General features: G+C 66.4%; 15 protein-coding genes and 1 pseudogene. 11 read left to right on the forward strand and 5 right to left on the reverse strand.

Annotated elements, in window-relative coordinates:
* From ACK5IR_RS06245 to ACK5IR_RS06260, 4 genes and pseudogenes are all read left to right on the forward strand, one after another.
* Window positions 1-441: pseudogene (locus tag ACK5IR_RS06245) on the forward strand (carbohydrate ABC transporter substrate-binding protein); the annotation flags it as partial.
* Window positions 438-1,445 (forward strand): carbohydrate ABC transporter permease, encoded by a 1,008-nt coding sequence (locus tag ACK5IR_RS06250; RefSeq protein WP_416927002.1) that lies wholly within the window; start codon window positions 438-440, stop codon window positions 1,443-1,445. The pseudogene ACK5IR_RS06245 and the gene ACK5IR_RS06250, both read left to right, overlap by 4 nt.
* Window positions 1,442-2,497 carry a carbohydrate ABC transporter permease gene (locus tag ACK5IR_RS06255; RefSeq protein WP_416927004.1) on the forward strand — a complete coding sequence of 352 codons (1,056 nt, stop codon included), beginning with the start codon at window positions 1,442-1,444 and terminating at the stop codon, window positions 2,495-2,497. Before ACK5IR_RS06250 ends, ACK5IR_RS06255 begins: the two co-directional genes overlap by 4 nt.
* Before the next feature lie 9 nt (window positions 2,498-2,506).
* Window positions 2,507-3,529 carry an ABC transporter ATP-binding protein gene (locus tag ACK5IR_RS06260; protein ID WP_416927006.1) on the forward strand — a complete coding sequence of 341 codons (1,023 nt, stop codon included), beginning with the start codon at window positions 2,507-2,509 and terminating at the stop codon, window positions 3,527-3,529.
* Here ACK5IR_RS06260 and ACK5IR_RS06265 read toward each other — a convergent pair.
* From ACK5IR_RS06265 to ACK5IR_RS06285, 5 genes are all read right to left on the reverse strand, one after another.
* Entirely contained in the window at window positions 3,526-5,757 is a 2,232-nt protein-coding gene (locus ACK5IR_RS06265; protein WP_416927008.1) for a TRAP transporter permease, read from the reverse strand. The two genes, ACK5IR_RS06260 and ACK5IR_RS06265, sit on opposite strands and share 4 nt — an antisense overlap.
* Complete coding sequence (locus ACK5IR_RS06270) at window positions 5,754-6,230, reverse strand: DUF1850 domain-containing protein (protein WP_416927010.1); 477 nt, start codon at window positions 6,228-6,230, stop codon at window positions 5,754-5,756. The genes ACK5IR_RS06265 and ACK5IR_RS06270 overlap by 4 nt, the downstream gene beginning before the upstream one ends.
* The gene (locus tag ACK5IR_RS06275; protein ID WP_416927012.1) at window positions 6,230-7,210 is read right to left on the reverse strand and encodes a TAXI family TRAP transporter solute-binding subunit; all 981 of its coding nucleotides are present in this window, start codon (window positions 7,208-7,210) and stop codon (window positions 6,230-6,232) included. The genes ACK5IR_RS06270 and ACK5IR_RS06275 overlap by 1 nt, the downstream gene beginning before the upstream one ends.
* A 175-nt stretch (window positions 7,211-7,385) precedes the next feature.
* Window positions 7,386-8,792, reverse strand: coding sequence for a hypothetical protein (locus ACK5IR_RS06280; protein ID WP_416927014.1), 1,407 nt, complete (start codon window positions 8,790-8,792; stop codon window positions 7,386-7,388).
* 12 nt (window positions 8,793-8,804) lie between these two features.
* Window positions 8,805-9,530, reverse strand: coding sequence for a TetR/AcrR family transcriptional regulator (locus tag ACK5IR_RS06285; protein ID WP_416927016.1), 726 nt, complete (start codon window positions 9,528-9,530; stop codon window positions 8,805-8,807).
* Between the two features lie 112 nt (window positions 9,531-9,642).
* Here ACK5IR_RS06285 and ACK5IR_RS06290 point away from each other — a divergent pair, with 112 nt between their 5' ends.
* The 7 genes from ACK5IR_RS06290 (at window position 9,643) to ACK5IR_RS06320 (ending at window position 21,434) form a co-directional block, all read left to right on the forward strand.
* Complete coding sequence (locus ACK5IR_RS06290; protein WP_416927018.1) at window positions 9,643-10,815, forward strand: efflux RND transporter periplasmic adaptor subunit; 1,173 nt, start codon at window positions 9,643-9,645, stop codon at window positions 10,813-10,815.
* A 42-nt stretch (window positions 10,816-10,857) separates the two neighbouring features.
* Entirely contained in the window at window positions 10,858-13,992 is a 3,135-nt protein-coding gene (locus tag ACK5IR_RS06295) for an efflux RND transporter permease subunit (RefSeq protein ID WP_416927020.1), read from the forward strand.
* 561 nt (window positions 13,993-14,553) lie between these two features.
* Window positions 14,554-16,980: a phage tail sheath family protein gene (locus ACK5IR_RS06300; protein ID WP_416927022.1), complete on the forward strand. Its 2,427-nt coding sequence runs from the start codon at window positions 14,554-14,556 to the stop codon at window positions 16,978-16,980.
* A gap of 341 nt (window positions 16,981-17,321) precedes the next feature.
* Window positions 17,322-18,632: a sn-glycerol-3-phosphate ABC transporter substrate-binding protein UgpB gene (gene ugpB / locus ACK5IR_RS06305; RefSeq protein WP_416927024.1), complete on the forward strand. Its 1,311-nt coding sequence runs from the start codon at window positions 17,322-17,324 to the stop codon at window positions 18,630-18,632.
* 45 nt (window positions 18,633-18,677) lie between these two features.
* Window positions 18,678-19,559, forward strand: a complete 882-nt coding sequence (gene ugpA, locus ACK5IR_RS06310) for a sn-glycerol-3-phosphate ABC transporter permease UgpA (protein WP_416927161.1) — start codon at window positions 18,678-18,680, stop codon at window positions 19,557-19,559.
* 17 nt (window positions 19,560-19,576) lie between these two features.
* The gene (gene ugpE, locus ACK5IR_RS06315; protein ID WP_416927163.1) at window positions 19,577-20,413 is read left to right on the forward strand and encodes a sn-glycerol-3-phosphate ABC transporter permease UgpE; all 837 of its coding nucleotides are present in this window, start codon (window positions 19,577-19,579) and stop codon (window positions 20,411-20,413) included.
* A gap of 4 nt (window positions 20,414-20,417) precedes the next feature.
* Entirely contained in the window at window positions 20,418-21,434 is a 1,017-nt protein-coding gene (locus tag ACK5IR_RS06320; protein WP_416927026.1) for an ABC transporter ATP-binding protein, read from the forward strand.
* Window positions 21,435-21,458 lie beyond the last annotated feature (24 nt).

Here is a 21,458-nt window from a genome sequence, read left to right on the forward strand (position 1 = left end):
TGGCTCGCCACCGGCAGCCCCTGCGGCCCGGCCGCCTGCACGGGCATGGCCGGCGGTGCCGGGCTGGTGGCGATCAGGTACACCAGGGAGCCCGAAGCGGTCGCCCGGGTGATGGATTTCCTCGCCTCCGAAGATGTGGTGCGCGAATTTTCCGAGCGCACGCTGTTCCTGCCGGCCAACAAGACCGTGGTCGAAAAGGGCGGGCTGGAATTCGTCACCGACGATCCGCAGGTCAAGACGGCGCTCGACGCCTTCGTCGCCGCCTCGGCGCGCCAGTCGCCGGCCGCCGACGCCATGCCGGCATGGAAATGGGCCTCGGCCTGTTACACGGCGCTGGTCACCCGCACCAGCCAGGCGATGGCCGGCGAAATGTCGCTCGACGATGCCTTCGCGCGGATGGACAGCGACATCGAAGAGCAAGTCAAGCAAGCCGGACAATGACGGCCCCGGCGGAAAAGACCCTGGTCGGCGCGGTGCTTGCCGCGCCGGTCCGCTGGCTGGCGCAGGCGGCCGATGTGCCGCTGCGCTGGTGGCAGCGGGTTGCGGGGCGGGGCGGGATGATCGCCTTCTTCCTGATCCCCAACATGGCGGTATTCGGGATCTTCGTCCTTGTCCCGCTGGTCATCAACTTCGCCTATTCGGTCACCGGGGGGACCGAGCTTTTCCTGCCCGACCGGCCCTATGTCGGTGACGCGCATTTCGACCGCCTGCTGAGCTGCGAAAACCACTTCGATCCCGCCACCTGCCGCGACGACCTGTTCTGGACAGCGGTGTGGAACACGGCGAAATTCGTCATCTTCCAGGTCACCGCGATGACCGGCGTGGCGATGATCACCGCGCTGATCCTGAACCGGGCGATTCCGGGGCGCGGTTTCTGGCGCGCCGTCTTCTTCTTTCCGGTGCTTCTGTCGCCGGTCGTTGTTGGCCTGATCTGGCGCTGGATCCTCCAGCGCGAGGGGATTCTGAACTTCTTCATGATCGAACTGGGGCAGGATCCGGTCAACTGGCTGCTGGAGCGCGGCTGGGCCTTCACCGCAGTGATCGGCGTTTCGGTCTGGGCGCATATGGGGTTCTACGCGCTGATCCTGCTGGCCGGGCTTCAGGCGATCCCGCGCGACATCTACGAGGCCGCCACCATGGACGGCACCCCGGCGGGGCGGATCTTCTGGCGCATCACCCTGCCGCTTCTGTGGCCCAACCTGCTGGTGGTGATCGTTCTGGCGCTGATCCGGGCGGTGCAGGTCTTTGACGAGGTCTTCGTGCTGACCTCGGGCGGGCCGGGCACGGCGACGCTGTTCATGACGCAATACATCTATGAAACCGGCTTTGCCTCGATCCTGCGCAATCCCGGCGTTGCCTCGGCGGCCTCGCTGATGATGGGCGGCGTGCTGGTGGTGCTGACACTGGCGCAACTGGGCCTGACCCGCTGGAGGGACCGGACATGAACGCACGTACCTTCCTGACCCGCCGCCGGGGCGGAACCGGCTGGCACTGGACCGATATCGTGACCTGGGTCTGGCTGGTCGGCGGGCTGATCGTCATGTTCGGCCCGGCCTTCTGGCTATTGATGTCATCCTTCAAGTCTCCGGCGCAACTGGCTGAATTTCCACCATCCCTGCTGCCTTATCAGCCTGAAACGGCGCTGGTCGAACGCGGCGGCACGGCCACGGAACTGCCGCTATACGACGTGGTGACGCCCGATGGCGAAACCCGGCGTCTGGCCGAACTGCGCCGGGTCGGCACGATGTCGAACCTCGTCGATCCGGCGAACCCCGAGGAAATCGTCCGCGTCAACATCAACGACCGCAAACCGGTGCGCACGATAGGTTTCGCGTGGAAGAACTATACCGAGCCGCTGGAAAAGAACAATTTCGGGCGCTATCTGTGGAACTCGGTCTTCGTCACCACGATGGCGACGCTGATAACGCTGCTGACCAATTCCATGGCCGCCTTCGCCCTGTCGAAATACGAGTTTCGCGGCCGCAATTCGGTGATGCTGCTGATCGTGGCGACGCTGATGATCCCGCTGTCGGTGAACCTCGTGCCGCTCTATTCGGTGATCTCGTCGCTGGGCCTGCTCAATTCGCTCTGGGGGGTGATCCTGCCCACGGTCGCCACCCCGACCGGGGTGTTCCTGCTGCGCCAGTACATGCTGACGATCCCCGACGAACTGCTCGAGGCGGCGCGCATGGACAAGGCCAGCGAATGGCAGATCTACTGGCGGATCGTGCTGCCGCTGACCGCGCCGGCGCTGGCGGTTCTGGCGATCTTCTCGGTCGTCTGGCGCTGGAACGATTTCCTGTGGCCGCTGATCGTGCTGAGCCGCAAGGAACTGTTCACCCTTCAGGTCGGGCTCAACACCTTCGCGGGCGAGTTGAACGTGCAGTGGCACTATATTCTGGCGATGACGGTGGCGACGATGATCCCGGTGGTGGTGGTCTTTGTCTTCCTTCAGCGCTTCATCACCGCCGGCATTGCCGGCACCGGACTGAAATAGGAGGCTTCCATGGGTCACATCGAACTTGAGAGCCTGAACAAGAGCTTCGGCGCGCACGAGGTGCTGAAGGACATCGACCTCGAGATCGGCGAGGGTGAACTGGCGGTTTTCGTCGGCCCGTCGGGCTGCGGGAAATCGACCCTGCTGCGGCAGATTTCAGGGCTCGACCAGCCGACATCGGGGCGCATCCTGATCGACGGGCGCGACGTCACGCGTGTCAGCGCCGCCGATCGGGGACTGGCGATGGTGTTCCAGTCCTATGCCCTCTACCCGCACATGTCGGTGCGCCAGAACCTCGCCTTCGGGCTTCAGAACATGAAGATGGCCCGGGACGAGATCGACCGGCGGATCGCCGATGCGGCGCGGATGCTGGAAATCGAGCCGCTGATGGCGCGCCGCCCCGGGCAGCTTTCGGGCGGACAGCGGCAACGGGTGGCGATCGGCCGGGCCATCGTGCGCGATCCGACCGCCTTCCTGCTCGACGAGCCGCTGTCGAACCTCGATGCGGAACTGCGCGTCTCGATGCGGGCCGAACTGGCGGCGCTGCATGCCCGGCTGGGGGCGACGATGATCTATGTCACCCACGATCAGGTCGAGGCGATGACGCTGGCCAACCGGATCGTCGTTCTGCGCGCCGGCCGGATCGAACAGGTTGCCGCGCCGCTCGATCTGTTCGACCGGCCGGCGAACCGCTTCGTGGCCGGGTTCATCGGTGCGCCGTCGATGAATTTCCTGACCCCCGCCGAGGCCGTCCCGCTGCTGGCCGGCCATGCCGCCCCCGCCGGTACGGCGCTGATCGGGGTGCGTCCGCAGCATCTGGTGCCCGCCGAAGGCGGGCTCGACATGTCGGTCACGCTGGTCGAGGCGCTCGGCACCGAAACGGTGATCCACGGCGCGATCGGCGGCGGAACCCGGCTACTGGCCACCGAGCCCGGCCAGATGCGCGTCGCGGCGGGCGAGCGGATGACGCTGGGCGCCGATCCGGCGAGCCTTCATTTCTTCGACGAAGGCGGGCTCCGGCTCGACGGCTAGGGCGTTGCGGCCGGCGCCCGGCCCGTCGCCGAGGCGCGGGCCAGAACCAGCACCACCAGCGCCAGCCCCGCCGCGATGGCGATCCAGCCCGGCGAAATCAGGAACAGGCCGCCGAGCGTGAGCGCGGCCTTTTCCCACAGCCTGAGGTCGCGGCCGAACCAGCCGATATAGGCCGCCGACAGGGCGAGGATGCCGACAAGCCCCGACAGCAGCGCCACCACAAACTCGACCGGCGAGAAATCGACGAACAGCAGGCTCGGCGCATAGACGAACATGAACGGCACCAGCGCCTTGCCCATCGACAGGCGGAAGGCGGTGGTGCCGGTGGTCATCGGCTCGCTGCGCGCCAGACCCGCCGCCGCATAGGCCGCCAGCGCCACCGGCGGCGTCACATCGGCCAGAACGCCGAAATAGAAGACGAAGAAATGGGTGGCGATCAGCGGGACGTCGAATTGCAGCAGCGCCGGCGCGGCAATGGAGGCGAGGATGATATAGGTCGGCGTGGTGGGAATTCCCGCGCCCATGACGATGCAGGCGACGGCGACGAACAGCAGCCCGCAGAACAGCGCAAGGCTGCGTTCGGACAGGAGCCCGGTGAAATCGAAGGCGATCAGCCACGCGGCCAGATCGCCGGCAAGCTGCACCACGGCGGCCGAGAACTTGAAGCCCAGCCCGGTCAGGGTGGTCATCCCCAGCAGGAAGCCGACACAGGCGCAGGCCGCCCCGATGGCAAGGGCGAATTTCGCCCCGTCCTCGAAGCCGCGCACCAGCCGCGGCGGGGTCAGAACGGTCGAGGTGTCCATCGCCGTATTGCCGAGCGCCCGCATCGCCAGCGGCACATAGGAAAAGGCGACGGTCAGCACGATGCCCCAGAAGGCGGCCAGAAAGGGCGTGTATTGCATGAGCAGCATCGCCACCATCACGCCGAGCGGGACAAACAGGTGCCACGACCGGGCCAGCACCCGCCCGAACCGCGGAATGCGGTCGGCGGTCAGCCCGGTCAGCCCGAGCCGTCTGGCCTCGAAATGCACCATCAGCAGGATGGCGACATAGTGGAACAGGGCCGGGACGATGGCGATCAGGATAATCTCGTTATAGGGCACGCCGAGCATCTCGGTCATCACGAAGGCCGAGGCGCCCATGATCGGCGGGGTGATCTGCCCGCCGCACGAGGCCGAAGCCTCGACCGCGCCGGCGAACCGGGCCGAAAAGCCCGATTTCTTCATCAGCGGAATGGTGAAGGCGCCGGTGGTCACGGTATTGGCGATGGGCGAGCCCGAGATCATGCCGAAAAAGCTCGACGCGACAACCGAAACCTTGGCCGACCCGCCCGAGGCGCGGCCGGCGATGATCGTCGCCAGGTCGATGAAGAGCTGCCCCAGCCCGCTCATCTGCGCCAGGATGCCGAACAGCACGAAGTGGAAGACATAGGTCGCCACCACGCCGACCGCGACGCCGTAGATACCCTCGGTCCCGACATAGAGATGGTTGATGATCCGGGTGATGCTGTAGCCGCGATGGGCGAGGATGCCCGGCAGGTACGGCCCGACCAGCGCGTAGAGCAGGCAGCCGATGCCGATATAGGCCAGCGTCGGCCCCATGGTGCGGCGCGTCGCCTCCAGCGTCATGACGATGGCGATCAGCCCCATCATGTAGACCGGCTCGGGCGGGTTACCGACATTGTCGATGAAGATATGGCGGAAGAAAAGGGTCAGATAGGCCGAGAACCCTGCGCCGAAGGCGGCGAAGATCCAGTCGCGCAGGCTTACCTTCTCGGGATCGGCACCCCTGGGATTGAGCGGCAGCGTCAGCGCGATCAGCACCAGCATCACGCCGGCAAAGACCGTTTTCAGCCCGCCCGGCGGCAGCGATCGCATGAGGTCGTAAAGCAGGTAGAGGTAGAAGGCGGCAAAGACCAGCGACTGGACCCACAGCCGCGCATCCGGCCGGGCGCGCTTGCGCGGGAAGACGAGAAAGATCAGCCCCATCACGAAGGTCAGGTGGATCGTCCGGTGCATCACCTCGTTCAGCAGGCCGAAACCGGCGGTATAGACGTGAAACAGCGACAGGGCGACCGAGGCGACGGTGACGAACCTGGCGGTCAGGCCGGTCAGGTGGCGGAAGTTCGATTCCGAATCGTATTCGCGGACCAGCGCCTCGACCTCGTCGGCGTCAAGCTCGTGATCGTCGGGGTCGAATTCCGGCGGCGGCGGGGTCTTGATCGTCAAGGGGATTTCTCCTTGGGGCAGGGCGCCAGCGTCAGGGCGGGCAGCCCGAGGCGCGCCAGCGGCAGGGCGCTGCCGGCCACATGCAGCGTGTTGGCGTATTCGGCCTGAATCCGCAGCGCGATGGGCCCGGTGGGGCGCGCCAGATCGAGGATGAAGCGCCCGTTCTCGTGCCGCCAGCCGGTTGCGCCGACCTCGGCCGCGACCGAGGGCAGCCCGGCACCATGGGCCTCGAAAATCTCGGCTATCTGCACGATCCGGCCGTCGGTCAGCCGGTAGAGATCGGTCACCGGCGTTTTCGACACCGAATGAATGAAGCTGAGGGCAAATTCCCCCTCAGGGCCAGTGGCAAGGCGCATCACCGTGCCGCCCCCGTGCGTCGGCGACAGGCACAGCCATTCAGGCCCGGCGGCGGGCAGGGGACCTGCGGCGGCAAAGGCGGCAAGCGCCGCCATTCCCGCCAGGCGCTGCCCCATTATGGGGCAACGCCCTTTTCCTCGTAATATTTCGCCGCACCGGGATGAACCGGGATCGACACGCTCTCCAGCGCCTTGTCGAGCGAGATCTGCCGGCCCATCGGATGCACCTGGCCCAGAGTCTCGGTGTTCTCGTAAAGCGCCCGGGTTACCGCATAGATGATATCGTCGGACACGCCGTCATGGGTGGCCCAGATCGCCCGCACCGCCAGCGTTTCCACGTCGGAATCGACACCCTTGTAGCTGCCGGCCGGAATCACCGAACTGGCATAATAGGGCTGGGTTTCCTGCAGCTTTGCGATGGCCGGGCCGTTGAGCGGCACGATGCGGATATCGTGGCCGTTGGCCAGATCGGTCACCGACGAGGTCGGCAGGCCGGCGGTGATCAGCGAGGCGTCGAGATTGCCGTCCTTGATCTTGTCGACCGACTGGGCGAAAGACGAATAATCCTCCGAGACATCCTCGCGCGCCATGCCGTGGGCCGCCAGCAGGTCGCCCAGAAGCTGCCACTGGCCGGACCCGGGCGAGCCCGAGGAAACCGACTTGCCCTTCAGATCCTCGAATTTCGCGATGCCGCTGTCGGCGCGCACCACAAGCTGCACGGTCTCGGGATAGAGCGCGCCGATGGCGCGCAGGTTGCCCAACGCCGCGCCGTCGAACTGGTTGATGCCCTTGTAGGCGGCATCGAGGATATCGGCGGCGGCAAAGGCGGATTCGATCTCGCCCCGGCCAAGCAACTGGGCGTTGGCGACCGAGGCGTTCCCGGTCTCGGCGGTGGCCGACAGTTTCGTGTCGGGCAGTTCGGCGGTGTTCGAGATCAGTTGCGCCAGCATGCCGCCGAGCGGGTAATAGGTGCCCCCGGTACCCCCGGTGGCGATGCCGAAAAACGTGCGTCCCTGCGCCGATGCGGGAAGCGCCGCCAGCCCGGCGAGGGTGACGGCCGCGGTCGAACCGATAAATCCGCGTCTGGAAAATGTCATGTGCAGCTCCCTGTTCATTGTGTCCTGTCCGATGCCCGCCGGATTTGTTCCGGTCGCGGCAAGCGGTGTCCTGAAACGATCCTGACAAAGCCGGCGAGCAAGTCAACGCCCGATTTCGCTGCGAAAAGATGTGATTGCGCTGGATGTTTCAACCGATGCGCGATGCCCGGCGCGCTCAGGCCGGCCAGAAGGCATGGGCAAGCACCCAGATGGTCAGCAGCGCGGCCACGACCAGCACGTAGAGCCCGTTCCAGCGCAGCCCCACATGCAGCGCGCTGACATTGCCGAACGAGCCGATCAGCAGCGTCGTGGCGGTAAAGGGCGAGCTGATCCCGCTGACCGCCCAGCCGGCGGTGATCGCCGTCACCAGCGCCGCCGGCGCGATGCCCATGGCGACCGGATCGGGAAGAAGCGGCGCGATCAGCGTGACGGCGAGGATCGGGTTCATGCCGAACTGACCGAGCAGCGGGATGACCCAGACCAGCCCCGCCAGCACCAGCCAGACCGGCCACGCGGCAAGATCGAGCCCGGCCCCCGCCATCAGCGGCGCCAGAAGCGGGGCGCCGACGGTGCCGATGTAGCCGGCCATCATCAGCAGCGTCAGCTCGCCCCGGTTGCCCGGCAGGTCGGTGCTGAAATAGTCGCGCAGCCGTTTCGCCAGGGTGAAATCCAGCGCGCCGCCCGCATGCTGGATCAGCGCCCAGCCCAGTGCCAGCAGCGGCACGATCGCCATCACGGTCCCGACCACGCGCACGCCGGTCGCCGCGTGCAGGGCAAAGACGCTGCCGCCCAGCAGCACCAGCAGCAGCGCCAGCGGCCACAGGCTCGCCCACGATCCGGCGGGGGTGGCCCGGGCGGCGGGGCGGGGCGGGACGCGCGGCTTGAAGATCGTGTCGAGCGCCCAGCCGGTGCCGGCGAGGATCAGCGCCGAAACCGCCCCCGGAAGGGCCGCATCCGCCCAGCGTGCGCCGGGGATCAGCGCGGTCGAGATCGCCATCGCAAAGGCCAGCGGCGACCAGGGAAGCGACGAGATGAAGCCGCGCTGGATCGCCAGCAGCATCCGGCGCAGCCGGTGGCGGCGGATCAGCGGATCGGGCTCGGCGCGCGCGCTGGCCGAAGCCAGACTGCCCAGAAGCGAGATCGCCCCGTAATTGAGCGGCAGGGCGAAAAGGTGCCCGCCGAGCGTCAGCGCCGCATAGCGCCGCCCCGGCGGCTGACCGGCCAGAAACCCGCCCGCCCGGGCAATCCCCGGCGAGGTTTCGGCAACGTTGCGCAGCGTCGAAAGCGCGGTGAAGAACGAGCCGATGAAGGTGGCCGACAGCAGCCCCTTCAGCGCGACCGCCTGCCAGCCGTCCGAGGTCAGGGCGAGCAGGGCGGTCAGCAGGATCCCGGCGGCGATGAAGGCGCGGCGCGACCGCCGCACCCTGAGCGCCAGCAGGGCCAGCACGCCGGCGGCGGCCGCCGCCGGCAGACCGTCGGGCAGGCCGGCGCCCCATTCGCGCAGCACTGACAGAAGCGTCAGCAGAACCAGCAGGCAGGAGGTGGCCAGATCGGTCCCGGCGCGCCAGGTCGTCGCGGTCATCGCACCGGCACCTCAGATGCCGCCATGCGTCTGGGCCCGGGCATGCACCGAACCGGTGGTGGCACCGAGCGCCGGAAGTCCGGCCAGGAAGATGGCGATGGCCGCCCGGCGCCGTGTCCGGATCCGCTCTGCTGTGGGTGCGGGCAGATCCGGCCCGAGCAGCCGCGACAACGGGTTGTCGAAGGCCATGTCGATCAGGATCAGCGCCGCCAGATCGATACGATCCGCCGGCAGGCCGATCTCGCCGCGCGCGACCGCCGTCCGCAATTCCGACGCGACATTCCGTTCGAGCAGTTCGCGCCCTTCGGCCAGGGTACGCCGGGCCAGAACCGGAAAGGTCCGCGTTCCGGCAATGATCGCGCGCAGCAGTTCCAGCCGGTGCGGCTCGGTCGCCGGGTCCTTGTCGATCGTCAGGAGAAGATCGAGCCGGTCAGCCAGCGCAAGCCGGCGCGCGGCGGGATCGAGTGGCTGAAAGACCGTCTGCGCCACCCGGCGGATGGCCGCCTCCAGCAGGGCCTCGCGGCTGCCGAACATCCGGTAGAGCGTGCGTTTCGACATGTGCGCCCGGTCGGCGATCGCCGTCATCGTCACATCGTCGAGCTGTTGCTCCGACAGGAGCCCGCCCGCCGCCTCCAGCACCAGCGCCTCGCGCGTTTCGGGCGAAAGCTGTAACGGCCGCCCGCGGCGCCGTGCCGTAACACCCACACCCTCGCGCGGGCACTCGCCCTGTCCGCTCATCCCGTCCTCCTCCCGCCCTTCGGTCTCCGGATTGACCGCTTTACAAAACCTGCCGGTATCCTTATTCGGAATCAAGGTTCAATTTCCCGGTATCCCTGCAGCGGAGTATGCCATGCTGACCCAATCACTTAGCGGGCTTCGCACCGTTCTGGCGGCGACTTGTATCGTTGCCGTAACCGTCTCCTCCGCCGCCGCGCAGGAGGGTGCGCCGCCGGCAACGGTAACGGTCGTCACGCTCGAAGCCTCGGACGTCACCCTGACTACACCGCTTCCGGGGCGGGTGTCGGCTTCGGCGGTGGCCGAGGTGCGCCCGCAGGTCAGCGGCATCATTACCGAACGGCTGTTCGAGGAGGGCCGCCAGGTCGAGGAGGGTGACGCGCTTTACCGGATCGATTCGGCCACCTACGAGGCGGCGCGGGCCGCCGCCGAGGCCAGCCTCGCCCAGGCCGAGGCGCAGCTGAAATCCACCGAGCGCGAGGTGACCCGGATCGAGGCGCTGCTGCAGCGCTCGGTCGCCAGCCAGCAGAACCACGACGACGCGATCGCGGCGCGCGACGTCGCCGCCGCGTCGGTCAAGGTTGCCGAAGCGAACCTGAAGGCGGCCGAGATCGACCTGGAACGCACCACGATCCGCGCCCCGATCGCCGGTTTCGCCGGCCTCAGCCAGGCGACGCAGGGCGCGCTGGTCACCTCGGGGCAGGCGAGCGCCCTGACGGTGATCCGCCAGATCGACCCGGTGAATGTGGACGTCACGCAATCGGCGGCCGAGATCCTGCACTGGCGGCGCTCGGTCGAGAATGTCGGTGCCGAAGCCGGAGGTGTCGACAGCCTGACACTGCGGCTGGCCGACGGCTCGACCTACGACCAGACCGGGCGGCTCGCCGCCGCCGAACCGCACGTGAACGAGCAGACCGGGGTCATCGTGCTGCGGCTTCAGTTCGCCAACCCCGAGCAGATCCTGCTGCCCGGCATGTACGTGCAGGTCGAGGTGCCGCAGGCGGTGGTCGAGGGCGCGATCCTGACACCGCAGGAGGGCATCACACGCGACCGGCGCGGCCGCCCCGTCGCCATGGTGGTGACGCCCGAAAACGTGGTCGAATCCCGGCAACTGACCATCCAGCGCGATTACGGCACCCAATGGGTCGTCACCGAGGGGCTGGCACCGGGCGACCGCATCGTCGTCGCCGGCCTGCAAAGGATCGCGCCCGGCCAGACCGTCGTCGCCGAGGAGCGCGCGGCCGATACCGCCGCCGAACCGGCAGCCGGGCCCGCAGCCGGCAACTGACCCTTTCACAGCTTCCCGCTCCCAGCATTCCGGAACATTCCCATGGCACGCTTTTTCATCGACCGACCGGTTTTTGCCTGGGTCATCTCGATCCTCATCATGGGGGTGGGGCTGCTTTCGATCTGGACGCTGCCGATCGCGCAATATCCGCAGATCGCGCCACCGTCGGTTCGCATCTCGGCCAGCTATCCGGGCGCCTCGGCCGAGACGGTGGCCAATACGGTGACCCAGATCATCGAACAGCAGATGACAGGAATCGACGGCATGCGCTACATGTCGTCAAGCTCGACCTCGGCGGGAACGGCCTCGATCAACCTGACCTTCGAAACCGGCACCGACCCCGACGTGGCGCAGGTGCAGGTGCAGAACAAGCTGTCGCAGGCAACCTCCTCGCTGCCCGAGATCGTGCAGCGGCAGGGGGTACGGGTGTCCAAGGGCTCCGAGAGCTTCTTCATCGTGATCGGGCTCATTTCCGCAGACGGATCGCTCGATCAGGCGGACCTGTCGGACTACCTCAACAGCACGCTCGTCGACGAGTTCAGCCGTATCGAGGGGGTCGGCAGCGCCCAGGTCTTCGGTGCGCCCTATGCGATGCGCATCTGGCTGGAGCCGTCGCGGCTGGCCGCCTACGAGCTGACGCCGACCGATGTTGTGAACGCGGTTTCCGGCCAGAACGCCCAGATCTCCGCCGGGGCCTTCGGCTCGCTGCCGGCGCCCGAGGGTCAGCAGCTGAACGCGACCATCACCGCGCAGTCGCTGCTCACCACGCCGGAGGATTTCGAGAACATCGTCATCCGCGCCGAAACCGACGGCGGGCTCGTGCTGCTCAAGGATGTGGCGCGGGTCGAGGTCGGGGCGCAGGATTATTCGATCATCGCCCGCTTCAACGGCCAGCCCGCCTCGGGGATGGCGCTGTCGCTGGCCTCGGGCGCCAACGCGCTGGCCACCGCCGAACGCGTCAAGCACCGGATCGAGGAATTCTCGCAGTTCTTCCCCGAAGGGATCGATTACGTCATCCCCTACGACACCACTCCCTTCATCGAGATCTCGATCGAAGAGGTGCGCAACACGCTTTTCGAGGCGATCGGGCTGGTGTTCATGGTGATGCTGCTGTTTCTGCAGAACATCCGCGCCACGATCATTCCGACCCTGGCGGTCCCGGTGGTGCTGCTCGGCACCTTCGCGATCCTCGCGGTGGCCGGGTTCACCATCAACACGCTGACCATGCTGGCCATGGTGCTGGCGATCGGCCTGCTGGTCGACGACGCCATCGTGGTGGTCGAGAACGTCGAGCGGATCAGGGAGGAAGAGGGGCTGAACCCGCGCGACGCGACGCGCAAATCCATGTCGCAGATCACCGGCGCGCTGATCGGCGTGGCGCTGGTGCTTTCGGCGGTTTTCGTGCCGATGGCGTTTTTCGGCGGCTCGACCGGGGTGATCTATCGCCAGTTCTCGATCACCATCGTTTCGGCGATGCTGCTGTCGGTGCTGGTCGCCCTGACACTGACGCCGGCGCTCTGCGCGACGATCCTGCGGCAGAAGGATGCCCACCACGCCCGGCGCGGCCCCTTCGGCTGGTTCAACCGCGCCTTCGAGGCGATCACCAGGGGATACGGCGGCACCGTGAACTACGTGATCCGCCGGCCGCTCCGCATCCTGCTGATCTATGCCGCCATCGGCGGCGGCATCTACTGGCTGTTCACCCACACGCCGACCGGCTTCCTGCCCGACGAGGATCAGGGCATCCTGCTCACCCTGGTTCAGGGGCCGACCGGTGCCACGACCGAGCGGACAAGCGCGGTCCAGAAGGAGGTGCAGACCTATTTCCAGACCGCCGAGGCCGAAAACGTCAATGCCGTCTTCGGGGTGGTGGGCTTTTCCTTCGGCGGCCAGGGGCAGAATGCCGGCCTCGGCTTCATCCGGCTCAAGGACTGGGGTGAACGCCCGCGCCCTGACCAGAGCGTGCAGGCGATCGCCGGCCGTGCCTATGGCGCGTTTTCCCAGATCCGCGATGCGATGGTCTTTCCGGTGGTACCGCCCGCCGTGCCCGAGCTTGGCAATATCTCGGGCTTCGACTTCTATCTTCAGGCCATCGGCGGACAGACGCACGAGCAATTGCTCGAAGCGCGCAACCAGCTTCTCGGCATGGGCATGCAGAACCCGGCGCTGGCCTCGATCCGGCCTTCGGGGCTGGAGGACGCCTCGCAATTCGCGCTCGATATCGACTGGCGCGCCGCCGGGGCCTTCGGTGTCTCGCCGGCCAATGTGGGCGAAACCCTGTCGATCGCCTGGGCGGGGCGTTATGTCAACGATTTCAACGATAACGGCCGCATCAAGCGGGTCTATGTCCAGGGCGAGCCCGAAGCCCGGGCCCAGCCCTCGGACATCCAGCTCTGGCGGGTACGCAACACCTTCGGCGAACTGGTGCCCTTCGCCAACTTCACCGCGGAACACTGGACCCATGGCCCACAGGGCCTGAACCGCTACAACGGCATCCCGTCGATGCAGATCCAGGGCGATCCGGCACCCGGCGTGACCACCGGGCAGGCGATGGCCGAAATCGAGGCCATGGTTCAGCAGCTTCCGCCCGGATACTCGGTCGCCTGGACCGGTCTTTCGCTGGAGGAACGCGAATCCGGCGGGCAGGCGCCGCTTCTCTACGCGCTGTCGCTGGCGGCCATCTTCCTCTGCCTCGCCGCGCTATACGAAAGCTGGACCATTCCCTTCTCGGTCATTCTGGTGATGCCGGTCGGGGTTTTCGGCACGCTTTTCGCCGCCCATTACTTCGGCTTCGAGAACGGCGTCTTCTTCCAGGTCGGCCTGCTGACCGTGATCGGCCTGACCGGCAAGAACGCCATCCTGATCGTCGAATTCGCCCGCGACCGCTACGAGGCGGGCGAGGAGCTTTTCGCCGCATTGCTCGAAGCGGCGCGGCAGCGGTTCCGCCCGATCATCATGACCTCGATGGCGTTCTCGCTCGGCGTCCTGCCGCTGGTGGTATCGACCGGCGCCGGATCCGGCGGGCGGCGGGCCGTGGGTGCCGCCGTGCTCGGCGGCACGATCACCGGCACCGTTCTGGGGGTGATTTTCGTGCCGCTGTTCTTCGTGCTGGTGCAACGCTTCTTCGGCGGGAAACGCCGCCGCGCCAATGAAACGGAAACCGAATCCGCAGCCTGAGTGTCCAGTCCCGGCGCGGAAGGTACGGGCGCATTTTCGCCGTGGGCAAGGCAATGCCTGTTTTGTGTGCAAACGTCCCCGCTTCGTCGGGGAAGCTCAGGTATAACCTTGGAAACTTTTTCTATCAATCTATCAATAAATAATTTTTCGGTATTTGATCATACGACGAAAACCTGCGCCTGACCACACGGACAAGATCGGGATCGGCGCGTAATCCCAGTTGATCATTTGTTTTCCCTTCAATTCACGCCAGCAAAGCGAAGCTTGTCCAGCCCGTTCACGCCATGGTTGCCGACTCGGCATGACATGGATTACGCTGGGGCAACTCGGTCGGAACGGTTGCGCGACCCGGCTCCACCGGCAAGGGACAGGGATTTGCCTGGACATCGGCGAATGGACGCGTGTCGTTGCGAAGCGCGCGTGGTGGCGGTTGCCGTCCCGTGGCCCGCGCTTCCGACCCGACAACAGAGGGAATGACGGAAAGCGCCCGCTCTTCGTCCGGACGAGAGATGGCGGGCCCGTCCCGGCACGAGATGCGCATATGAAATCAGGAGGACATCCATGGTGCGGGTCAGCTATCCCGGCGTCTACAGTGCCGAGAAACCAGGCGATGTCAGAATGATAACCGGCGTTGCAACATCCATTTCCGCGTTCTTCGGGCGAACTGTGAAGGGGCCGGTCGACAAGCCGGTCCGCTGCCAGAGTCATGCCGATTTCCTGCGCAACGTCGGCGGCGCCCATCCGCAAAGCGAGATCGGCACCAGTGTGAAGCTGTTCTTCGACAACGGCGGCACCGATTGCTACGTGGTGCGTCTGGCCGGGGCCGGCGCGGCGCGGGCCGGGATCGACCTCGGGAACAGCGCCGGCATTCCGGTGCTGCGAGCCAGCGCCCGGGGGGCGGGGGAGTGGGGCAACGGGCTCAGGCTCAGGGTCGACTACAACACGCCGAACCCGGGAGAGAGCTTCAACCTGACGGTAAGCCAGGAGGAGAGCGGGGTCGAGATCGCCAGCGAGACCCACGGGGCGCTGGACATGGACCCGGCCTCGCCACGTTTCGCCCCCAGCTTCGTCAGCCAGAACTCCGCCCTGATCGAGCTTGCGCCCGACGGCGAACTGAACCTGTCGGCCGGCAGCTTCGCCGGCTTTTCCGAGGCGCGCCGCCCGCTCGGTACCGATCTCGCCGGGGTGCAGGCAACCCTGGACGGGCTGATCGGCTTCGGCAATCCGTCGGGCGCGCGCGATTTCGAGATCTCGGTCAACGGTTCGGCGTTTGTGGCGGTGAGCCTTGCCGACTGGAATGTCAGCGATGCCGGCGTCGGGGCGATTTCCGATCTGGAGACCCAGCTTCGCGACCGCATCAACGATGCGCTTTCCGCGCTTGTTCCGGCCCCGACGGTCGTGGTTTCGATCAGCCCGGCGGCGCCGCCGCTCAACCAGCATTTCCTGCGCCTGACAGCCGCCAACGGCGACACGGCGAATGTCCGGGTGCGGCGCGCGGCAGGTTCGGATATCGCCGGGGGTCTGATGATGGGCGTCGACAACGGCGGGGTCGAGCAGGCGCGGCGTTCGAACTTCCGCCCGGCGCAGAACGGTTCGGTCCTGCGCTGTTCCGACGATACGGGCAGCCTTGCCCGGCTCAACACGCTGGCCGGCATGCCGCAGGGCAACCTGACGCGGATCGCCATCGGCAGCGAGGCACCGGTCCACCTCGACACGGCGCCGGACAATATCCAGACCACCGGCGCGGCCGATCCGGTTCTGGCCGACAACAATGGCGCAACCAGCCCCAACGGCAACAGCGACGGCGTGCGCGAAAAGCTGGCGATCATCGCCCGGGCGATCAGCAACGCGCCGGGCTCGGCCTGGCGGGCCGAGGTGCAGGGTCACGATCTGGTGGTGCTGGCCAGATCGGGCACCTTCAACCAGATCCCCGCATCGGTCGCGTTTGCCGGCGGCGGCGCGGCGGCGGTCAACCCCGCCATCCGGCTCAACTCCCGGCAATACACCCTTGGCCCCAACGGTATATCGGCCTTTGCCCGGTTCAACGCGGCAACCCAGACCGGCGCCGATGGCGGCGCGCCGGGCTATGCGGAATATGTCGGCGATCCGGTCTCCAGGACCGGCTTTCATGCGCTGGATACGGTCGATCTGGTAAACCTTCTGGTGCTGCCGGCCGATCACGACCTGAGCGACGCCACCCGGCGCCGGCTCTGGGGGCCGGCCAGCATCTATGCGCAGTCCCGCCGCGCCGTCCTGCTGTTGGACGCCCCCGATTCCTGGACCGACAGCGAGGGTCGCCCGGCCATCGTGCAGGCAACCGACGACGTGAACAACCTGCGCGCCACAGTGGTCAGGGATCACGCGGCGGTGTTCTACCCCAGGCTCAGGTTCAACGACCGCGGCGACCTGCGCGAGGTCGGCCCGACCGGCGCCATCGCCGGGCTGCTGGCCCGCACCGACGCGGCGCGCGGCGTCTGGAAGGCACCGGCCGGCATCGAGGCCGACCTGCGCAACATCGTCGGTCTCGCGGTCCGGCTGACTGATCTGGAAAACGGGGTGCTGAACAGGCTGGGCGTCAATTGCGCGCGCGGTTTCCCGGCGGGCTGTGTCAACTGGGGCGCGCGCACCATGGACGGCGCCGACGATCTGGGATCGGAGTGGAAATACCTGCCGGTCCGCCGCCTCGCCCTGATGATCGAGGAGAGCCTCCACCGCGGCACACGATGGGTTGTCTTCGAACCCAACGACGAACCGCTGTGGTCGAAGATCCGGCTCGACGCCGGCGTCTTCATGAACGGACTGTTCCGCCAGGGTGCCTTTCAGGGAGCGACGCCGCGACAGGCCTATTTCGTGAAATGCGGCAACGAAACCACGACACAGGCCGATCGCAACCTCGGCATCGTCAATATCGAGGTCGGCTTCGCACCGCTGAAGCCGGCGGAATTCGTCGTCATCACCATCCGGCAGATCGCGGGCGATCCCGGCTGAGCGCCGGGGACGCAGAGAGGAAGCAGGGAACGATACAGACAGGCCCTGTCACCGACCGCCACCGCATCGACCCCTGCAAGACCTTCAGGTTCCGCCTGCCCTGGAACCAGAAGCAGCGGGAACCGCTTCACAACCGCTGGCACAGGTCGCATGTCCCTGAAGAACGCCACAATCCTGCCGCTGCGGCATCTTCCGCCAACATTGCCAGCGCCGGGATGCCGTGCCATTCTCCGCCAGGCAGGCAACTCCGGCAACACCCGGGCGTCGGCACGACGACCCGCCGGATGCCGGAGCGGCGCGGGGCAGGGACCCGCAGCACATGACGCAACAGGGAGGATGTCATGAGATACACGGCTTCAGTTCTTGCGCTCGCCAGCGGCCTCGTTTCCGCCGGTGCCGCCTCAGCCCAGACCGAGATCGAATTCTGGCACGCCTTTACCGGGCCTCTGGGCGAGAGGGTGGCCGAACAGGTGCAGACCTTCAACGCCTCGCAGGACGAATACGTGGTCCGGGCGAGCCACAAGGGGAATTACTCGGAAACCCTCAACGCCGGGATCGCCGCCTTCCGAGCCGGCGAGCAGCCCGAAATCCTGATGGTCTTCGAGGTGGGAACAGCGACGATGATGGGCGCCAGCGGGGCTATCAAACCCGTCCATGAACTGATGGAGGAGGCTGGCGACGGTTTCGACCCCGACGGGTTCATCGGCTCGGTCAAGGGCTATTACACCAACACCGACGGGCAGATGCTGTCGCTGCCGTTCAACTCGTCGACACCGGTTCTGTGGGTCAACCGCGATGCGCTGACGGCGGCGGGGATCGACCCGGATATCGACCTTGCGACCTGGGAACAGGTGGGCGCGGTGCTGGACGACCTCAGGGCCGGCGGCCATTCCTGCCCGCTGACCACCGCCTGGCAAAGCTGGATTCAACTCGAAAACCTCTCGGCCTATCACAACATCCCCTTCGCGACGCAGGAGAACGGCTTTGCCGGGCTCGATACCGAACTGGCGTTCAACGGCCCGCTTCAGGTCCGGCATGTCGAGACGCTGGGCCAGTGGGCCAGGGACGGCAAGTTCATCTACACCGGGCGCCGCAACGAGGGCGGGGCGAATTTCCGTTCGGGCGAATGCGCGCTGTTCACCGAAAGCTCGGCCGGCTACGCCGGCATCAAGGCCGAAGCCCAGTTCGATTTCGCCGTGCGCCCGCTGCCCTATTGGGAAGGGGTCGAGGGCGCGCCGCAGAACACCATCATCGGCGGCGCGTCGCTCTGGGTCATGGCCGGGCACAGCCCCGAGGAATACAAGGGAACGGCGGCCTTCCTCAACTTCCTCTCCTCGCCCGAGATCCAGGCCAAATGGCATCAGGACACCGGCTACCTGCCGATCACCAAAGCGGCGGGCGAACTGACGCGCGAGCAGGGGTTCTATGCGGCCAATCCCGGCACCGATGTGGCGGTGATCCAGATGACCGCCAGGGAACCGACGCCGAATTCCAAGGGTATCCGGCTGGGTTCGTTCGACCAGATCCGCACCATCATCGACGAGGAACTCGAAGGCGTCTGGGCCGGCGACAAGACGGCGCAGGCCGCGCTCGACAGCGCGGTGGAACGCGGCAATCAGTTGCTGCGCCGCTTCGAACAATCCGCCCGCTAGGGAACCGGGGTGCACCCCGCACCGGCGGGGCGCACCGCTTCGGCGATGGAAAAGCGCGTCACCTTCAGGGGCATCTGGCTGCCCATCCTGCTGGTTCTTCCGCAGATCGCGGTCACGGCCATCTTCTTCTTCTATCCGGCGGGCAAGGCGATCTGGCAATCGCTGTTCATCCCCGATCCCTTCGGGTTGTCGATGCAATATGTCGGGCTGGGCAATTTCCGCTTTCTGCTGTCCGATCCCTATTACCGCGCCTCGTTCGGCACGACGCTGGTGTTCTCGGCGCTGGTGACGCTGGTCTCGATGGGGGCCGCGCTCTTTCTCGCGGTGCTGGCGGACCGGCTGATCAGGGGGTCGGGCGTCTATCGCACGCTGCTGATCTGGCCCTATGCGGTCGCCCCCGCCGTCGCCGGCGTGCTGTGGATGTTCATGTTCAACACGCGGGTCGGGGTCGTGAGCTGGTATCTGGGGCAACTCGGCTACAACTGGAACCATGTCCTGAATCCGCACGAGGCGATGGGGCTGGTCGTCGTCGCCTCGGCCTGGGGGCGCATAAGTTACAATTTCCTGTTTTTTCTCGCCGGCTTGCAGGCGATTCCTCATTCGGTGATCGAAGCGGCGGCAATCGATGGCGCCCGGTTCTGGACGCGGTTCCGCACCATCGTCTTCCCGCTTCTCTCGCCCACCACCTTTTTCCTGCTGGTGGTCAACATCGTCTATGCCTTCTTCGAGACCTTCGGTGTCATCCACACCATAACCTCGGGCGGGCCGCAGCAGGCGACGACGACGCTGGTCTACAAGGTCTATTCCGACGGGTTCGTCGGGCAGGATCTCGGCTCGTCGGCGGCGCAATCGGTGATCCTGCTGGTTGTGGTCTCGCTCCTGACGGTGATCCAGTTCCGCTTCATCGAACGCAGGGTGCATTACTGATGGCGGGTCGTGGCGGCATGGTGGAAACGCGCGGTTTCGGCCGCTGGATGACGCATCTGGGGCTGATCGTCGGCGTTCTGGTAATCTTTTTCCCGATCTGGCTCGCCTTCGTCGCCTCGACGGTCGACCAGCAGCAGATCGTCCGCCCGCCGATGCCGCTTCTGCCGGGCGACAGGTTCTTCGAGAATTATTCGCGCGCGCTGTCGTCGGGCATCAACGCGCCGGTGGCGCGGATGCTGCTCAATTCGGGCATCATGGCGGTGGGTATCGCGACGGGCAAGATCGCCATCTCGCTGATCTCGGCCTTCGCCATCGTCTATTTCCGCTTTCCGGGCCGCAAGCTGTTCTTCTGGCTCATCTTCCTGACGCTGATGCTGCCGGTCGAGGTGCGCATCGTTCCCACCTACGAGGTGGCGGCGGGATTCGGGCTGCTCAACAGCTATGGCGGGCTGATCTTTCCGCTGATCGCCTCGGCCACGGCCACCTTCCTGTTCCGCCAGTTCTTCATGACCGTGCCGGACGAGCTGGCCGAGGCGGCGCGGGTGGACGGCGCGCGCCCGATGCGCTTTTTCATCGACATCCTGCTGACGATGAGCCGTACCAATATCGCGGCGCTGTTCGTCATCCTGTTCATCTACGGCTGGAACCAGTATCTCTGGCCGCTTCTCATCACCACCGACCCGGACATGAACACCATCGTGATGGGCATCAAGCAGATGTTCCCGTCGGGCGACGACACGGCGGACTGGCCGGTCATCATGGCCGCCTCGATCCTGGCGATGCTGCCGCCGGTGGCGGTGGTCGTGGGCATGCAGACCTTCTTCATCCGCGGCCTTGTCGACAGCGAGAAATGACACCATGGCAACCGTGACGCTCGAAAATCTCAGGAAATCCTTCGGCAGGACCGAAGTCATCCACGGCGTCGACATCGACATCGCCGACGGCGAATTCATCGTCATCGTCGGCCCCTCGGGATGCGGGAAATCCACCCTTCTGCGGATGGTTGCCGGGCTCGAAACCGTGACCTCAGGCGAGGTGCGCATCGGCGGCAGGCGGATGAACGAGGTCGAGCCAATGGACCGCGACATCGCGATGGTCTTTCAGAACTACGCGCTCTATCCGCACATGTCGGTCTTCGACAACATGGCCTACGGGCTGAAGATCGCAAAGGTGCCCCGGGCCGAAATCAGGGCGCGGGTGCATGCCGCCGCCGAAATCCTGCAACTGGAACCCTATCTGAAGCGCAGGCCGCGCGAATTGTCGGGCGGCCAGCGCCAGCGCGTCGCCATGGGGCGTGCGATCGTCCGCGAGCCTGCGGTGTTCCTGTTCGACGAGCCGCTCTCGAACCTCGACGCCAAGTTGCGCGTGCAGATGCGGCTGGAAATCAAGGCGCTGCAACGCAAGCTCGGCGTGACATCGCTCTACGTTACCCACGATCAGGTCGAGGCGATGACGCTGGCCGACCGGATGATGGTGATGAACGCCGGCCACGTCGATCAGATCGGTCCGCCGCTCGAGGTCTACGCCAACCCCGCCACGGCCTTCGTCGCCGGGTTCATCGGTTCGCCGCCGATGAACTTTTTCGACGCGGCGCGTTTCGGGGCGGCGGCGAATGGTGCCCGGCTCGGTATCCGGCCCGAGTTCCTGCGCATCGTACCGGAGCCCGACGGCAGGATCGCCGGTATCGTGACCAGCGCCGAACCGCTGGGCGCCGAGACGCTGATCCACCTTGTCACGTCCCAGGGAGACTCCGTCACCGTGCGGCGGGACGGCCACGAACCCATCCCCGCCGAGGGAACGCGGCTCGGTCTTGCCTGGAACGACGAACAGGCGCATCGCTTCGCCGAAACCGGCAGGCGCATCCCTGCCGGATAGGACCTGCCCCGGTCCGGGACACGC

Source organism: Tropicimonas sp. (assembly GCF_047971885.1).
Lineage (GTDB): Bacteria > Pseudomonadota > Alphaproteobacteria > Rhodobacterales > Rhodobacteraceae > Tropicimonas.

Coding starts and splice junctions, on each gene's coding strand:
- ugpB (WP_416927024.1), top strand. CDS start 17,322: ATGAGATACACGGCTTCAGTTCTTGCGCTCGCCAGCGGCCTCGTTTCC.
- ACK5IR_RS06290 (WP_416927018.1), top strand. CDS start 9,643: ATGCTGACCCAATCACTTAGCGGGCTTCGCACCGTTCTGGCGGCGACT.
- ugpE (WP_416927163.1), top strand. CDS start 19,577: ATGGTGGAAACGCGCGGTTTCGGCCGCTGGATGACGCATCTGGGGCTG.
- ACK5IR_RS06285 (WP_416927016.1), bottom strand. CDS start 9,530: ATGAGCGGACAGGGCGAGTGCCCGCGCGAGGGTGTGGGTGTTACGGCA.
- ACK5IR_RS06320 (WP_416927026.1), top strand. CDS start 20,418: ATGGCAACCGTGACGCTCGAAAATCTCAGGAAATCCTTCGGCAGGACC.
- ACK5IR_RS06260 (WP_416927006.1), top strand. CDS start 2,507: ATGGGTCACATCGAACTTGAGAGCCTGAACAAGAGCTTCGGCGCGCAC.
- ACK5IR_RS06300 (WP_416927022.1), top strand. CDS start 14,554: ATGGTGCGGGTCAGCTATCCCGGCGTCTACAGTGCCGAGAAACCAGGC.
- ACK5IR_RS06295 (WP_416927020.1), top strand. CDS start 10,858: ATGGCACGCTTTTTCATCGACCGACCGGTTTTTGCCTGGGTCATCTCG.
- ACK5IR_RS06275 (WP_416927012.1), bottom strand. CDS start 7,210: ATGACATTTTCCAGACGCGGATTTATCGGTTCGACCGCGGCCGTCACC.
- ACK5IR_RS06280 (WP_416927014.1), bottom strand. CDS start 8,792: ATGACCGCGACGACCTGGCGCGCCGGGACCGATCTGGCCACCTCCTGC.
- ugpA (WP_416927161.1), top strand. CDS start 18,678: ATGGAAAAGCGCGTCACCTTCAGGGGCATCTGGCTGCCCATCCTGCTG.
- ACK5IR_RS06270 (WP_416927010.1), bottom strand. CDS start 6,230: ATGGGGCAGCGCCTGGCGGGAATGGCGGCGCTTGCCGCCTTTGCCGCC.
- ACK5IR_RS06250 (WP_416927002.1), top strand. CDS start 438: ATGACGGCCCCGGCGGAAAAGACCCTGGTCGGCGCGGTGCTTGCCGCG.
- ACK5IR_RS06255 (WP_416927004.1), top strand. CDS start 1,442: ATGAACGCACGTACCTTCCTGACCCGCCGCCGGGGCGGAACCGGCTGG.